The organism is Cobetia sp. 29-18-1 (assembly GCF_029846405.1).
Classification (GTDB): domain Bacteria; phylum Pseudomonadota; class Gammaproteobacteria; order Pseudomonadales; family Halomonadaceae; genus Cobetia; species Cobetia amphilecti.
Window position 1 is genome coordinate 1 of the sequence record NZ_JARWKS010000020.1, and the last position, 15,366, is coordinate 15,366.

Below are 15,366 nucleotides of genomic sequence, written 5' to 3' on the forward strand. Positions count from 1 at the left end.
GGCACTTATCCCGAACCGCCCCTGTAGCCTTGCTGCAGGGGCGGTTCTCTTTGTGGTGAGAAAAGTTGCGCAAAGCAAGAGACGTACGCGCTTCGTGAGGCGTCTGCTGCGCCCATGACGACGGCCTGAGCGTTGTCACAGCCCCATCACGTACATGCACGCTTGTAGAAGGCAGAGGCGAGAGGCTAGACTCCCCAGCCTTCTGTATTGGAGATGATGATGCAACCTCAAGAACTGTTGCTGTATTGCCGCCCTGGCTTCGAGGCTGACCTGGCCGCAGAAGTCAGCGAGAAAGCGGCGTATATCGGCACGCCGGGTTATCCGATTGCGGCACGCGACAGTGGCTTCGTGCGTTATGTGGTGACGGGTGATGAGCCCGCCAATGCCCTGCATCGTGACATGCCGCTACAGGCGTTGGTCTTCGCTCGTCAGACCCTGGTGGCGCTGGAGCCGCTGGTCGGCATGTCGCGGGAGAATCGTGTCTCGCCGATTCTGCAGCAGGTGGTCGACGCCGGCTGGAGCTTCGAGGAGATCCGCCACGAGATGCCGGATACCAATGATGGCAAGGCACTGTCGGGGCTGGGCAAGGCCGTCGGTCGCCCGCTGGAGTCCGCGCTCAAGAAGCGGGGTGCCCTGCGCCGCAAGGCCGGTGGTCGGGCGTTGCATGTCTTCTGGACGGATGGCGATGAAGTCCAGCTGGGCATGAGCTTCCCGGGCAACCGCAGCGAGTATGCCAATGGCATTCGTCACCTGCGTTCGCCGAGTCGTGCGCCCAGCCGCTCCACGCTCAAGCTGGAAGAGGCGTGGCACGAATTCGTGCCGCGCGATCAGTGGGAGCGTCGCATCGCCACTGGCATGCAGGCAGCGGACCTCGGTGCCGCCCCGGGTGGCTGGACCTTCCAGCTGGTCGAGAAGGGCATGTTCGTGTTCGCGATCGACAATGGTCCGATGAACAAGGACCTGATGGCGACAGGACAGGTCGAGCATCTCAAGGAAGACGGCTTCACCTGGGAGCCGCCGCTGCGCCTGGATTGGCTGGTCTGCGATATCGTCGACAAGCCGATTCGTGTGACCGAGATGGTCGAGCGCTGGCTGAAGAAGCGCTGGTGCAACGAGGCCGTCTTCAACCTCAAGCTGCCGATGAAGCAGCGCTGGAAGGAAGTCTCTCGCTGCCTTGACTATCTGGCCGCCAGTCTCGAGCGCTCCAACGTCGGTGCCGAGATTCGCTGTCGTCATCTGTATCACGACCGTGAAGAGGTCACTGTGCACGTGCGCATCACGCACTGATTGGCTGTTGCTCAATCAGCATGCACGAGTGGCACATGCCCCATACAAGAACCCCACGGCCAGTACAGGCCGTGGGGTTCTTGTATGGGGGCGTCTGATACCTTCGCTCGCCGGAGAGGTGCGCTCAGGTATGCTCCAGCAGGATTATCCGCTCCGGTTGGGATAGCATGGGCGCCAGGCGCGCCATCATGCGATCTCTGGCCGGACTGACCGACCATTCCTGCCATGCTCGTGCATCGCGCCATGAGGTGATCAGGATGCGGTGACCCGCGCGGCCGGTTTCCATCAGATTCTCGCCTGAGATGAAGCCCGGGACATGCGTGGCCTCGCGTACGACTTCACGCGAGGCCTGTTCGTAATCCTGTTCCAGTCCCGGCATGATATGCCGTTCGATCAGAACCTTGATCATGCCTGTCTCCCCTTTTTTGTACGTGCCGCCAGCCAGGGCGGCAGGATTGTCAGGAGTCTTCGATGACCGATATCACATTGCCCGAGGCCGATGCCGAACTGGAAACCAGTGGCCTGTATTGCCCGGAACCCATCATGATGCTGCACAACAAGGTGCGTGAGCTTGCCTCGGGTGATCTGTTGCGGGTGGTGGCGACCGACCCTGCCACCACCCGTGATGTGCCCAAGTTCTGCGCCTTTCTCGGCCACACCCTGGAGCTGAGCCACGAGACGCCGGAACAGTTCCTGTATTACATCCGCATCAGTTGAGCGCCATCCGCAGCCGCTGAGTCGCTGGCCATGACTGGTCCTCAGGCTTCGCGGTCATGGACCTCGACGCAGACCTGGTCGCTCTCGCCGGTCATCATCAGCGCGAGAGCCTCCAGCGTCGCCGGGTCCTGCTCGCGAATCTGATTGGCGATGGCGCGCTGGAAGAAATAGACCACATCATGCCGGCTGCGCCCCGGGTACAGGCAGTCGTCGCCGGCCAGCACGGGTGTCTGGGTGACGCGAGCCTCATCGACCAGCAAGGCCTCGATGTTGCCATCGCTGTAGAGACGCCAGCCGAAGACCTGCTTGAGCTGCCACTGTGTCTCGCCGTTGGTCATGCACAGCGCATGGGTACCCAGCGTGTCCGGCAGTTGCTGCAGCAGCGTCGTCTTGTCCGAGACTTCATAGTCGTAATAGGCCGCGGCATGTTCGAGCTCGAACACCTTGTGGTCAGGCGCCAGCATGAAGACTTCGTCGGTTTCCGGGTCGCGATAGCCGACGAAATGCCCCTGCTGGGGGTCTTCCAGCTCGTGGCAGGGCATCAGCCCCTCCATCCACGGCACCATGCCGACGACTTCACCATCCTCGCGCAGCCCCCAGGCCAGTACCGGAATGCTGTAATAGCTGTCCGGATCGCTGTCGAGCTGATAGAGCATTTCCAACCCGTCGTGTTCCGGCGCCAGCCGGAGAATACGACGTCGTGCACGCATCCTGTCACGCATGACACTCAGGTCGATGACCTTGGCGGAGCGGGGGGAAGATACTGGTACGCCCATGACGAACCCTCCTCAGCAGCTTGTCGATCGTCCTCGGCGTGTGCTGGTGCGTTCTCTCGCTTCTGCCATGTGTGTCGTCAGCGAGAGAGCACTGCCTTGAATAACCATTAGCACAGCCAGAGCCCTGACGGTAACCCCTCCTTGGACGAAATGACCGTCTATCAGCTTTTTCGTGTTTAAACGCAAAAGCCCCGCGTCACCCTGTCGGGTGTCGCGGGGCTTGCTCATCAAGGCGACTCAGGCAGCTGTCAGCCCAGTATCCAGGCCGTGCTTCCTGTTGGGATGCAGGCTGAGATGCAGGCGCTATCCGCCAGGCGTCACTGGCTCGCCAATGCCTCGTCACGCACGCCACGGCGCGCGATGATCCACAGGCGCCAACCGAGCAGCAGCGCCGCCACGGTCAGACCGGCCACCATGCCGATCCAGTAGCCATAGACGCCCATCTGCTCGATGGACCAGGGCGAGATCGGGAAGGCCTCACTGCCGACGCCCAGCAGGTGTCCGCCTCCCAGCCCGACCACCCAGTAGGCGAACATGGTGATCAGCATGATGATGCGCGTGTCCTTGAAGCCGCGCAGTGCGCCTGCCATGGCGACCTGCAGGGAATCCGAGACCTGATAGAGCATCGCCAGGGTAATCAGCGACATGGCCAGGGCCTGGACCTTGAGGTTGCTGGTGTAGAGCGCCACGGCCGGCTCGGCCAGTACCCAGATCACGATGTCATTCACCAGCGCCACCACCAGCGAGAAGGCCACGCCATTCCAGGCCACGAAACGTGCTTCGCGCATGTCGCCACGGCCGATGGTGTGGCCGACGCGCACGGTCAGGGCCATCGCCATCGACAGCGGCAGCATGAACAGCAGCGAGGTGAAGTTGAGCGCGACCTGGTGCGCCGCGACCTTGATCTCGCCGAAGCTGGCCACGAACAGGGCGATGACCGTGAACAGCGTGACCTCGAAGAAGATCGCTATCCCGATCGGCAGGCCGACCTTGAGCAGTTCGCCCATCTGCTTGAAGTGGGGGGCGCTGGGCTGGCACCACAGCGCCACGGCGCGATACGCGCTGCTGTAACGCGTGTAGGCGAACATGCTCAGGCACATGATCCACATCGCCAGGCCGGTGGCGATACCGCAGCCGGCGGCGCCCATGGCGGGGATGTCGCCCAACAGTCCCGGCAGGGTGATCCCCAGCAGGTCATCCACGCCCGCAGACCCGTAGATCAGCACGTAGTTGAGCGGGATGTTCGATATCAGGCCGATCAGGCTGATGATCAGTGCCGGGCGGGTATGGTTCATGCCGTCCGAGTAGGCGCGCAGGACCTGATAGAAGGCGGCACCCGGCATGCCCCAGGCGATGGCCATCAGGTAGAGGGTCGCCTGCTCGGCCACGGCCTCAGGCACCTCCATCAGGGTGAAGATCGGCGCGGCCAGATACCACAGCGCAAGCCCGGACAGGCTGCCGAGCACCAGCGAGATCCACAGCGATTGATGCACGTTACCACGCACCTCACCGCTGCGATTGCCCCCCATCAATTGCGCGACCACCGGCGTCAGACCCATCAGGGTACCCGCCATCAGCAGCAGCAGAGGCACCCACAGGCTTGAGCCCACCGACACGGCTGCCAGGTCCGTGGCCGAGGAACGTCCCGTCATCAACACGTCCACGGCACTCATGCCTGCCTGTGCCAGCTGCGCGCCACAGATCGGCAGCGCCAGGGTCAGCAGGCGTGAGGTTTCCGCTCTGACGCGGGGAATCAGTGGCGGAGGCGGAGAACCGGGGGCCGTCTGAGGCTTGGAGGGGGTGGATGAATCGGCGGGGGGCACGGCAGGCTCCTGCTAGTAATCGAGAATCATTCTTGCTTGGCGCGCCATCCTAGCAGATAAGCAGGTTTCATGAACGCAAGCTGATGAATTATCACGGCTGTGAGCGACACTGTCAGCTGAAATGACGCGCTATACGCTAGCCACGTACAATGAGCCATCCGACAGAGCAGGTTTTCCTGCCGCCATCGAATGCCCACACACTGCCAGCGCTTGCCGAGAATTGCCGTGTCGTCCCATGAGTCCCTACCTGCCGTCCATTGCTCTGATTCCGCCTGCGGGAGCCCCCGTCGTGCGCATGACCTCGCCACCTTGATGGCGTTGTTCGACGGCCTGTTCGGCGACACCTTCAACACCTTGCTGCGCTGTGATCCTGAAGAGCCGCTGTATCTTCCGGCCGGCATGCAGGGGGAAGGCAGGCATGTCCCGGAATCAGAGCTTGGCTATCACCGCATCTATCTGGCACGTGGCTTCTTTTCCAGCGCGCTGCATGAGATCAGTCATTGGTGCATCGCAGGCGCCAGACGGCGGCTCGAGGAAGATTACGGCTACTGGTATGCACCGGATGGCCGCGACGCCGAGCAGCAGCGCGCCTTCGAGAGTGTCGAGGTCGCGCCGCAAGCGCTGGAGCTGCTGTTTCACCGGGCGGTGGGCAAGCCGTTTCATGTCAGCGTCGACAATCTTGAGCTGGAGGTGGATCGAGACGCCTTCGCGCAACGTGTGATGCAGCGCGCCGCCGATGTCGAGCAGCGCGGCCTGCCCGCCCGGGCCGCTGCCTTCCGCCACGCACTCGCCGATGTCTGGCAGCAGGGGATGCCGCTTGAGCAGGCCATCGCCCATGCCAGGCCCCTGTTGCCTGCGGTGGGGGAGGACGGCCGACTGGCGTGAAGCCTTCCTGTGCATGCCAGGCGGCAGTGGCGTCGCCCGCTGGGCTTGCCTCCCGGAACTCGCCTACCTTAGCCGGATTGCATTATCTGCAAATCAGCGTTGCACTCACGTTGCAGGTGTCAGGGCTTTGTGATTAGAATGATTCGCATTGACACAATGGTTCCGCTTTTACTGGCCTGCAGGTCTGCTCATGGCAGTCCTCGTCAGGACAGGACACCTTGAACAGGGGTATTCGATGACTGCTGTATCCATGATTTCTGCATCCTCCGCTCGCAAGCTGTTGTTGAGTGCGCTGGTCGGCGTGACGGCTGTCACGGCCATGCCGGCGCAAGCCCAGGAAGAGGTGAACGTCTACTCCTATCGTCAGGCCTATCTGATCGAGCCGTTCCTCAAGGAGTTCACCGAGGAGACCGGCGTCAAGGTCAACGTGGTATTCGCCAAGCAGGGTCTGGCCGAGCGTCTCAAGCGTGAGGGTCGCAACACGCCGGCTGACGTCCTGCTGACGGTGGATATCGGTCGCCTGCAGGAGCTGGTCGACGAAGAGCTGGTCAAGAGCGTCAATGACGACGTCATCGAAGCCAACCTGCCCGAGCAGTATCACGGTCCTGACAACCAGTGGTTCGGTATCACCACCCGTGCCCGCGTGCTCTACACCAGCGTCGAGCGCCTCGAGGCCGGTCAGGTCGCAAGCTATGACGACCTGGCGGACCCGAGCCTCAAGGGCCGTGTCTGTTCGCGTGCCGGTGATCACCCCTACAACGTGGCATTGATCGCCTCGCGTATCGCCCACAACGGCGAGGAAGCGACCCGCGAATGGCTGGAAGGCTTCAAGGACAACCTGGCGCGCAAGCCGCAGGGCGGGGACCGCGATCAGATCAAGGCGATTCGTGACAACGTCTGTGACGTGGCCATCGGCAACAGCTACTACTACGGCAAGATGCTCGACAACGACGAGCAGCGTCCGTGGGCCGAGAAGGCACGCATCGAATTCCCGGACCAGAACGGTGTCGGCACGCACATGAACATCTCCGGCATGGCGATGACCAAGTACGCGCCGCACGAAGAGAATGCGCTCAAGCTGATGCGCTTCTTGACCGAGAAGACCGCCCAGCACATGTATGCCGAGGTCAATTTCGAGTACCCGGCCAACCCGGCTGCCGAAAGCTCGGAGCTGCTGACGTCCTGGGGCGAGTTCAAGCAGGATGACCTCTCGCTGACCGAGGTCGCCAAATACCGCAAGCGTGCTGCTCAGATGGTCAATGAAGTCGGCTTCAACCAGTAACGGCACTCACCGCTGGCGTAAGCCATCGGGTGGGATGTCATGAACGAAGAGGGGCTGTCGCGAAGCGACAGCCCCTCTTCGTTTGAGTGAACAATGTAAAATAGACGCAATTGCAGTTGGCAGGTCAGTGAGGAAGAACAGATGACGCAAGGCAAGCGGCTGTTGGCAAAGCGAGGTGCGAGCCTTGAAGAGGAAGCCTGCACGGCAACCAGCGCGACGGAGCTCGCCCTGGAGCGCGCGACTCACGGCACGTCAGTCGCCGAAGACGCGGCGATAAGACGTCGTCAGCGGCGCCTGGGTACTCACATGGGGTGGTTCGCGACGGCCTGGGGGGTCGCCGCGCTGGTGGTGATGCCGGTGCTGGCCGTCATCTGGCTGGCGTTGTTCGGCGATGATGGCAGTGATCAGGCCGGTGACGGCATCTGGCCGCACCTCGTCTCCACCGTGCTGCCTGATTACGTCATGACGAGTCTGGCGCTGGTGGCCGGGGTGGCAGTGCTCAGCGGCAGCATGGGCGTGGTATCGGCGTGGCTGACCACCATGTATCAGTTCCCGCTGCGGCGCACCTTCGAGTGGTCATTGCTGCTGCCGTTCGCGATTCCCGCCAACGTCATCGCCTACATCTACACCGATGTCTTCGAGTATGCCGGCCCCTTCCAGGGCGCGCTGCGTGCGCTGTTCGGCTGGGACTCGCCGCAGGATTACTACTTCCCCGAGATACGCAGTCTGGGTGGCGCCATCCTGATGCTGTCGCTGGTGCTGTTTCCGTATGTCTTCATGCTGGCGCGCTCGGCATTTCTCGATCAATCACCGTCACTGCGCGATGCCAGCCGCACCCTGGGCTGCAATGGCTGGCAGAGCTTCTGGCGCGTGGCGTTGCCCAGTGCACGCCCGGCGATCGCCGTCGGTCTGGCGCTGGCGATGATGGAGGCGCTCAATGATTTCGGCACCGTCGATTACTTCGCGGTGCGTTCGCTGACCGCCGGCATCTTCAATGTGTGGCTCAACATGGGCAGCCTGCGCGGTGCGGCCCAGATCGCGCTGTGCCTGATGATCTTCGTGGTCACGCTGATCTGGCTGGAACGACATGCCAGGCGCCGGCAGCGTCAGTTCGGCAAGGGCGATCGCTATCGTCGCTATCGTCGCCCGACCCTGCATGGCTGGCGCGCCGGGCTGGCGACACTGGCCTGCCTGCTGCCGCTGCTGTTCGGCTTCCTGTTGCCGGTGGGCCTGCTGACGCGGCATGCCATTCGCTACTTCGAGGAGTCGTGGACGCCGGACTTCGCCGGTTACGCGCTCAATAGCCTGATGCTGTCGGTGAGTGCTGCCGTGTTGACGCTGATCATCGGGGTACTGCTGGCCTACGCCAAGCGGCTGGATCGCACCGCCAGCGTACAGCAGGCGCTCAAGCTCTCGAGTCTCGGTTATGCCATGCCGGGCGCCGTGCTGGGGCTGGGCGTGCTGGTGCCGCTGTCCGGTTTCGACAATGCGCTGGACAGCTTCCTGCGCGCCAACTTCGGGTTCTCCAGCGGTCTGCTGCTGACGGGGACGATGGGCGCGATCATCATCGCCTATGTGGTGCGCTTCCTCGCCATCGCCGCGGGTTCCATCGAATCGAGTCTCGACAAGGTCACGCCCTCGATGGACATGGCGGCGCGCTCGCTGGGCGAGAACACCTTCTCGACACTGCGCCGGGTGCACCTGCCTTTGATCCGCCCCGGCTTGCTGACCGCGGCGCTGGTGGTGTTCGTCGATGCCATGAAGGAGCTGCCGGCCACCTTGTTGCTGCGGCCCTTCAACTTCGACACGCTCGCCACCCACGTCTATCAGTACGCCTCGGATGAAATGCTCGAGCAGGCGGCGTTGCCGGCGCTGGTGATCGTGGTGGTCGGCATCCTGCCGGTGATCGTGATCTCGCGCACCATCGTGGCCTCGCGCAGCGAGTCATGATGAAGACAGCGTCGGCATCAGCTTATTGCCATATGAGAGTTGTCCCTCGTGTGGAGATCGCCTAGGGTGCAGCGCTCGACACTGACAGGACAACGCCGGAGATGGTTCGCACGATGCTCAAGCCTTACGTAGCCAAGATGCGTGGTGGCCCCCTGAAGCGGGGCAGGCCGCATGTTGCCGATGCCCTGTGGTCGTGGCTCGGGGCCTTTCTGGGCATGGCGCTGATCGGCTGGCTGTCCTCGCACTACCTGGCGGTCAGCTCGCTGTTGCTGGTGGGGTCCTTCGGCGCGACCTCGGTGCTGCTCTACGGTGCGCCGCACAGTCCGCTGGCCCAGCCGCGCAATGTGCTGGGCGGCAACATGCTGTCGGCACTGGTCGGTGTCGCCTGCTATCACTGGCTGGGCGATGGCTGGCTGGCGGCCGCCATGGCGGTTTCGGTGGCACTGCTGGTCATGCAGCTGACGCACACCCTGCACCCACCGGGCGGCGCCACGGCCTTGATCGCGGTGATCGGCGGTCAGCCGCTGCACGAGCTGGGCTACTGGTACGCTCTGTTGCCGGTGGGGCTTGGCTGCTTGGCGATGCTGGTGCTGGCGGTGTTGATCAACAATCTGGCGCGTCATCGCCGCTATCCGCTGCACTGGCATTGAACCCATCGGATGCACGCTTCTGCAGGCGACGGCGGAAGATGGTAGACTGGGCCATCGCCTGACGCGAGCGACTGGCAGCAGCCGGATGAGGTCCCTCTGACCGACTCTTTCTTTTCTGCGCCTGATACGCCTCGCTCCCTCTCCCGGCACGTGCCCGGCCAGGCGCCATTCCTTAATGATCGACCAGCACGTGGCCGGTCAGCCGAAGAGATATTGATGACTGAGACTACTGCCAATTCCGTCCCGGCGTTTGCCTCCCTGGGGCTGTCCGCTCCTGTCCTGAAAGCGATCGCCGAGATGGGCTATTCCACGCCGTCTCCCGTCCAGGCAGGTGCGATTCCTGCCGTGCTGGAAGGCCGTGATGTGATGGCTGCCGCGCGCACCGGTACCGGCAAGACTGCCGGTTTCGCCCTGCCGCTGGTCGAGCGCCTCTCACAGAGCGCTCCCACGGGTGCCCGCAAGATCAAGGCCCTGATCGTCACGCCTACGCGTGAACTGGCCGCGCAGATCGACGAGAACGTCACTGCCTATTCCCGTCACCTGAAGCTGCGCAATGCCGTGGTATTCGGTGGCGTGAAGATCAACCCGCAGATCAGCCGCCTGTCCTCTGGCGTCGAGATCCTGACCGCCACGCCGGGCCGCCTGTTGGACCTGCACTCCCAGAAGGCCATCGACTTCTCCGATCTCGAGACGCTGGTGCTGGATGAAGCGGACCGCATGCTGGACATGGGCTTCATCCACGACATCCGTCGTCTGCTCAAGCTGCTGCCGACCAAGCGTCAGACGCTGCTGTTCTCCGCGACCTTCTCCGATGAGATTCGCGGCATGGCCAACAAGCTGCTGAATGACCCGGTGGCGGTGGAAGCCAGCCCGCGCAACACCACGGCCGAGAAGGTCGAGCAGCATATCCACACCGTGGAGAAGAGCCACAAGCCTTCACTGCTCAAGCACCTGATCATCAAGGAAAACTGGCACCAGGTGCTGGTCTTCACCCGTACCAAGCACGGTGCCAACCGTCTGGCGACCAAGCTCGAGAAGTCCGGCATCAGTGCTGCGGCGATTCACGGCAACAAGAGCCAGAATGCGCGTACCAAGGCACTGGCCGGCTTCAAGAACGGCGAAGTGCGAGTGCTGGTCGCGACGGACATCGCGGCGCGTGGTCTGGATATCGAGCAGCTGCCGCAGGTCGTCAACTACGAACTGCCCAACGTGCCGGAAGACTACGTGCACCGCATCGGACGTACCGGCCGTGCCGGCGCCAGTGGGCGTGCCATCTCGCTGGTCTCCAGCGATGAGCGCAAGGAACTCGGCGGCATCGAGCGTCTGCTCAAGGGCAAGCTCAAGCGCGTCGAAGTGGAAGGTTTCGTGCCGGAAGTCGATGTCGAGCCGGAACGTGAGCCGCGTCAGCCGCGTGGTGGCCAGCGCTCTGGCGGCCAACGCACTGGCGGCAAGCCTGCCGGTGAAGGCCGTGGCAATGGCGGCCAGCGTTCTGGCGGCCAGCGCACTGGCGGCAAGCCTGCTGGTGAAGGTCGTGGCAATGGCGGCCAGCGCTCTGAAGGTCAGCGTACTGGCGGTCAGCGCTCTGAAGGTCAGCGTTCTGGCGGCCAGCGCTCTGGCGGCGCGCGCTCGGGCGGCCAGCGTACTGGCGGCCAGCGTACTGGCGGCCAGCGCACTGGTGGTCAGCCTCAGCAGACTGCGCGTGTCGATGATGACAACCGCGGCAACCGTGCACCGGTGCAGCGTGAAGTCGATGGCAATCGCGTCGCGCCGCAGCCGGAGGTGAACGGCAACCGTGCGCCGAATGCGCCGAGCAATGATGAGCGTCCGCGTCGCCGCTCACGTGGTGGTCGCAATCGCTCCAGCGGTGGCAACGGTGGTGGCCGCTCCAACGGCTGAGCCGCGCCGTAGAGGCCAAGGCTTGAATGAGAACGCCCCGACAACCTTGCGGTTGTCGGGGCGTTTGCGTGTCAGGAGCAGGAGCGTCTGATCAGACGTCTTCTTCCCAGTCGATCTCGTAATCCGGGCCAGTGCCCTGGATGTGTTGCTCGCCACGCACGCCATCACCGCGCAGGCGGGTATGGATGGCCAGCATCACCAGCACCTCGTTGTCCGGGCGGAAGGGCTGCAGGCCCTGTTCGAACAGCATGTTGTTGCGCTCGCGCGCCCAGTCACCCGGGGCAAGCTCGGGGTAGAGGCCTTCCGCCGGCGCGAACTCGATGAAGGGGTCCATGTTGTAGGCGTCGAACAGGCGGGCCAGTGCCTGCTCGTCATCCATGACGCCGGTGGTATAGAGCGTGGTCTGGTAGTAGTCCTGCTCCAGCTCCTTGAGCACATCGAGGGGGCTGACGCCGAAGCTGCGCAGGTCGTCCAGGCTGTAGTCGCCCAGCTCCAGCATCTCGCCATCCAGCCATTCGTCATCCGGCTGGATCAGCACATGCTTCATCTGGCCATCGGGCAGCGCCCAGGCGATGGCCAGCGGCAGACTGGAGTCCTCGCCGGTCTCGACGGCGATGAATGCGGGGAAGTCCCCTGTTTCGGGTTCATATTCGTGCATGGTGATGTCCAGAGCAGGGAAGCGTGCAGGGAAAGTCGTTGATGCCGATTACAGGCGGAAGAAGCGTGTGGCAGTGGCGGTGGTGGCCTCTGCGAGTTCTTCCATGTCGATACCACGCAGCGCCGCGACCTCCGCCATGATCCACACCAGCAGTGAGGGTTCATGACGGCGCCCCTTGAGCTTGGCGGGCAGATTGCGCGGTACCAGATAGGGGCAATCGGTTTCCAGCATCAGGCGTTCGAGGGGAATCTCGCGGCACAGGCTGCGCAGGTGTTCGCCTCGGCGCTCATCACACAGCCAGCCGGTCAGGCCGATGTGCAGGTCGAGATCGAGATAGCCGTAGAGCGTCTCGCGCTCACCGGTGAAGCAATGCACGACGGCGTGACCGATATCGTCGCGCCAGTGCTTGAGCATCTCGAGCATCTGGCGACCGGCGTCACGTTCATGCAGAAACAGCGGCAGGCCTGTCTCGGCGGCCAGTGTCAGCTGCGCTTCGAACGCTCGGGCCTGTTCGGCGGGCGTCGAGAAGTTGCGATTGAAATCGAGGCCACATTCCCCCACCGCGACGACCTCCGGCTGCGCCAGTAGCTCCCGGATGCCGCGTTCGACGCCGTCGTTCCACTGGCTGGCATCATGCGGATGCACACCGGCGGTGGCAGAAAGGCCACGATAGCGAGCCGCCAGCGCCTGGGCCTCACGCGAGCCATCCAGGCTGGTGCCGGTCAGGATCTGCTGGCTCACGCCCGCCGCGCGTGCTCGCAGCAAGGTGCCCTCGATGTCGCGCGCGTAGCTCTCATGCGTCAGGTTGACGCCGATGTCGACCAGCGCAGAGGGGCTGGCGAAACGCAGCTCCGGTGCCAGCAGCGTCAGCGCGGCCGCGATATCGGCCTCGCCGAGTTCAAGGTCGTCACACAAGGCGGCAAGCGTCTCGTCGGACAGCCGCTCGCTATCATAGTAGGGCAGGGAGGCAGGATCGGCATGCGTGGGAAGCGCGGACATCGGACACCCTTGGGATCGCGGGGAGGGAGAAGACACGTGACAGCGCAAGGCTGGGCAACAGCCCGTCGGCCTGGCACTCGATAGCGCTGCATGCCAGGCGGGCCTTGGCAGTGCAGGGCACGTGACGTGATTTCAAGCGGTCGGCCATTCTACCCAAGGCGCCGGCGTCTTTCAGCCCTTGCGGCGTCTTCCATCGCCTGCACGCTGCGCCTCGGGTAGAATGGCAGCATTCTCCGGCGCGCGTCGCTGGCGGCGGCCTGTCCGCCTGACTCCCACTTCCTCCGTGGCCTTCCCGGCCGTGGACCCGTCACGAGTTGCTGCTGCACATGGCATTGTTACGACTGGAAAATCTTCAGCTGGCCTATGGCCATCACGTCTTGCTCAACGGGGCGGACCTTGTCGTCGAGCGCGGCGAGCGTCTGGCGCTCGTCGGCCGCAACGGCACCGGCAAGTCGACCCTGCTCAAGCTGATCACCGGCGAATTCCAGGCCGATGCCGGTGAGCTGTGGAAGGCGCCGGGCCTCAAGATCGGCGTACTCTCGCAGGACCTGCCGGCCGCCGAAGGACGCACCATCTTCGATATCGTCGCTGAAGGCTTGCCGAAGGCGGGCGCGCTGCTGGCGGAATATCATCATCTGATCAGCGATCCCGAGCCGGACCTCAAGCGTCTCGAGCACGTGCAGGTCGCGCTGGAAAGCGTCGATGGCTGGCAGTTCCAGCAGCGTATCGATACCGTGCTGACCCGCCTGGGCCTGCCGGAAGACACCATGATGGAAGACCTGTCCGGCGGCTGGCGCCGTCGTGTCGCGCTGGCGCGTGCGCTGGTGTCCGACCCGGACCTGCTGCTGCTCGATGAGCCGACCAACCATCTGGATCTCGATACCATCGCCTGGCTGGAAGAGCAGGTCGCGGCCTTCTCTGGTGCCGTGCTGTTCATCACCCACGACAGGGCCTTCCTGAAGCGCCTCGCGACCCAGATTCTGGAGCTGGACCGTGGCCGTCTCGGGCGTTACCCGGGCGATTACGCGGCCTATCAGGCCCAGAAGCAGCACGAGATGGATGTCGAGGCCAAGGAGAACTCCGAGTTCGACAAGAAACTGGCCCAGGAAGAGACCTGGATCCGCCAGGGGGTCAAGGCGCGTCGTACCCGCAATGAAGGCCGTGTGCGTGCGCTGGAGAAGATGCGTGCCGAGCGTGGCCAGCGGCGTGAAGTGCAGGGCCGTGCGCGTATCGCCGTCGACTCCGCCGAGCGCAGCGGCAAGCGGGTGGTGGAGCTGGAGAACGTCAGCTATCGCTACGATGAGGCGCAGGAGCAGTGGGTCATCCGTGACTTGAGCGTCGAGATCCAGCGCGGTGACAAGGTCGGCCTGCTGGGGCGCAACGGCGCGGGCAAGACTACGCTGCTGCACATTCTGCTCGGTCAGCTGGAAGCCAGCGAAGGCAAGCGCATCGAAGGCACCAAGCTGCAGATCGCCTACTTCGATCAGCTGCGCAAGGGCCTCGACATGGAAGCCACCGTCTACGACAACGTGGCGCGCGGCAGCGACCGTGTCACGGTCGGCGGGCGTGACATGCACGTGATGAGCTACCTGCAGAACTTCCTGTTCACGCCGGACCGCGCGCGTCAGCCGGTTCGCTCCCTGTCAGGGGGCGAGTCCAACCGTCTGCTGCTGGCGCGTCTGTTCACCATGCCGGCCAACGTGCTGGTGCTCGATGAGCCGACCAACGACCTGGATGTCGAGACGCTGGAGCTGCTCGAGGAGCTGTTGCTCGACTTCGACGGTACCGTGCTGCTGGTTTCCCACGACCGTGCTTTCATGGACAACGTGGTCACCAACATCCTCGCCTTCGAGGGCGACGGGGTCGTCAAGCCGTATGTCGGGGGTTACAGCGACTGGATACGTCAGGGCGGGCATCTGCCGCCGGCACCGTGGGAAGTCGAGCGTGAGCGCGAAGAAAAGCACCGTCGTGATGCCCAGGCAGAAGACGAGCGCCGCAAGCGTGAGGCCGCCCAGGCGCAGCAGGCCAACAAGAAGGTCAAGCTGCCCTACAAGTTCCAGCGCGAGCTGGACCTGATTCCGGCGACCATCGAGAAGCTGGAAGCGGAGATCGCGACGCTGGAAGCCGAGATCGCGGCGCCGGAGTTCTACACCGGGGATGCCAAGGCGGTGAAGAATACGCTGGAGAAGCTCAGCTACAAGCAGCAGGTGCTGGAAGAGACGATGGAACGCTGGATGGAACTTGAGGCCATGCAGGAAGGCTGAAGCCGCAAGTGACGGTCCTGCACACGTTCGGTCATGAACTACGGTCATGAGTGACGATGCTTGATGACCGTGCGGTGCAGAAAGCCCGTCAGCTGAACACACAAGAGGGCTGCCCATGGGCAGCCCTCTTGTCGTCCCTCACATGTCATCGACGTGAGGTGTCGTCTGGCATGAGGTGT

Annotated in this window: 12 protein-coding genes and 1 pseudogene; 8 read left to right on the top strand and 5 right to left on the bottom strand. The window is 63.6% G+C overall.

Going from position 1 to position 15,366, the window contains the following annotated elements; all coding sequences use genetic code 11:
- Positions 1–213 precede the first annotated feature (213 nt).
- Positions 214–1,287: a 23S rRNA (cytidine(2498)-2'-O)-methyltransferase RlmM gene (rlmM, locus tag QD208_RS14270; protein ID WP_131431318.1), complete on the top strand. Its 1,074-nt coding sequence runs from the start codon at positions 214–216 to the stop codon at positions 1,285–1,287.
- Positions 1,288–1,411: 124 nt separating this feature from the next.
- Here rlmM and QD208_RS14275 read toward each other — a convergent pair whose 3' ends face one another.
- Positions 1,412–1,696, bottom strand: a complete 285-nt coding sequence (locus QD208_RS14275) for an antibiotic biosynthesis monooxygenase (protein WP_043335322.1) — start codon at positions 1,694–1,696, stop codon at positions 1,412–1,414.
- Positions 1,697–1,758: 62 nt separating this feature from the next.
- Between QD208_RS14275 and tusA the strand changes: the two genes are divergently transcribed.
- Positions 1,759–2,004 (top strand): sulfurtransferase TusA, encoded by a 246-nt coding sequence (tusA, locus tag QD208_RS14280; RefSeq protein WP_054555155.1) that lies wholly within the window; start codon positions 1,759–1,761, stop codon positions 2,002–2,004.
- Positions 2,005–2,045: 41 nt separating this feature from the next.
- Here the strand turns inward: tusA and QD208_RS14285 are convergent, their stop codons facing one another.
- Both QD208_RS14285 and QD208_RS14290 read right to left on the bottom strand, forming a co-directional pair.
- On the bottom strand, positions 2,046–2,780 hold the full coding sequence (locus tag QD208_RS14285) for a hypothetical protein (RefSeq protein ID WP_052384769.1): 735 nt from the start codon (positions 2,778–2,780) through the stop codon (positions 2,046–2,048).
- A 317-nt stretch (positions 2,781–3,097) separates the two neighbouring features.
- The gene (locus QD208_RS14290) at positions 3,098–4,537 is read right to left on the bottom strand and encodes an MATE family efflux transporter (protein ID WP_240548781.1); all 1,440 of its coding nucleotides are present in this window, start codon (positions 4,535–4,537) and stop codon (positions 3,098–3,100) included.
- Between the two features lie 378 nt (positions 4,538–4,915).
- Here QD208_RS14290 and QD208_RS14295 point away from each other — a divergent pair, with 378 nt between their 5' ends.
- The 5 genes and pseudogenes from QD208_RS14295 to QD208_RS14315 all read left to right on the top strand — a co-directional run.
- Positions 4,916–5,488 (top strand): elongation factor P hydroxylase, encoded by a 573-nt coding sequence (locus tag QD208_RS14295; RefSeq protein ID WP_279837223.1) that lies wholly within the window; start codon positions 4,916–4,918, stop codon positions 5,486–5,488.
- A 235-nt stretch (positions 5,489–5,723) separates the two neighbouring features.
- Positions 5,724–6,770 (top strand): Fe(3+) ABC transporter substrate-binding protein, encoded by a 1,047-nt coding sequence (locus QD208_RS14300; protein ID WP_225347558.1) that lies wholly within the window; start codon positions 5,724–5,726, stop codon positions 6,768–6,770.
- A gap of 141 nt (positions 6,771–6,911) precedes the next feature.
- Positions 6,912–8,720, top strand: coding sequence for an iron ABC transporter permease (locus tag QD208_RS14305; protein ID WP_244994992.1), 1,809 nt, complete (start codon positions 6,912–6,914; stop codon positions 8,718–8,720).
- A gap of 113 nt (positions 8,721–8,833) precedes the next feature.
- Complete coding sequence (locus QD208_RS14310; RefSeq protein WP_043335366.1) at positions 8,834–9,370, top strand: HPP family protein; 537 nt, start codon at positions 8,834–8,836, stop codon at positions 9,368–9,370.
- A 216-nt stretch (positions 9,371–9,586) separates the two neighbouring features.
- Positions 9,587–10,741 (top strand): annotated as a pseudogene (locus QD208_RS14315) (DEAD/DEAH box helicase); the annotation flags it as partial.
- A 616-nt stretch (positions 10,742–11,357) separates the two neighbouring features.
- Here the strand turns inward: QD208_RS14315 and QD208_RS14320 are convergent.
- Together QD208_RS14320 and QD208_RS14325 are read right to left on the bottom strand one after the other, a co-directional pair.
- On the bottom strand, positions 11,358–11,924 hold the full coding sequence (locus QD208_RS14320; RefSeq protein WP_279837226.1) for a hypothetical protein: 567 nt from the start codon (positions 11,922–11,924) through the stop codon (positions 11,358–11,360).
- Positions 11,925–11,972: 48 nt separating this feature from the next.
- Entirely contained in the window at positions 11,973–12,923 is a 951-nt protein-coding gene (locus tag QD208_RS14325) for a TatD family hydrolase (RefSeq protein WP_279837228.1), read from the bottom strand.
- Positions 12,924–13,249: 326 nt separating this feature from the next.
- Between QD208_RS14325 and QD208_RS14330 the strand changes: the two genes are divergently transcribed.
- Positions 13,250–15,187: an ATP-binding cassette domain-containing protein gene (locus QD208_RS14330; protein ID WP_279837230.1), complete on the top strand. Its 1,938-nt coding sequence runs from the start codon at positions 13,250–13,252 to the stop codon at positions 15,185–15,187.
- Positions 15,188–15,366: the final 179 nt, after the last annotated feature.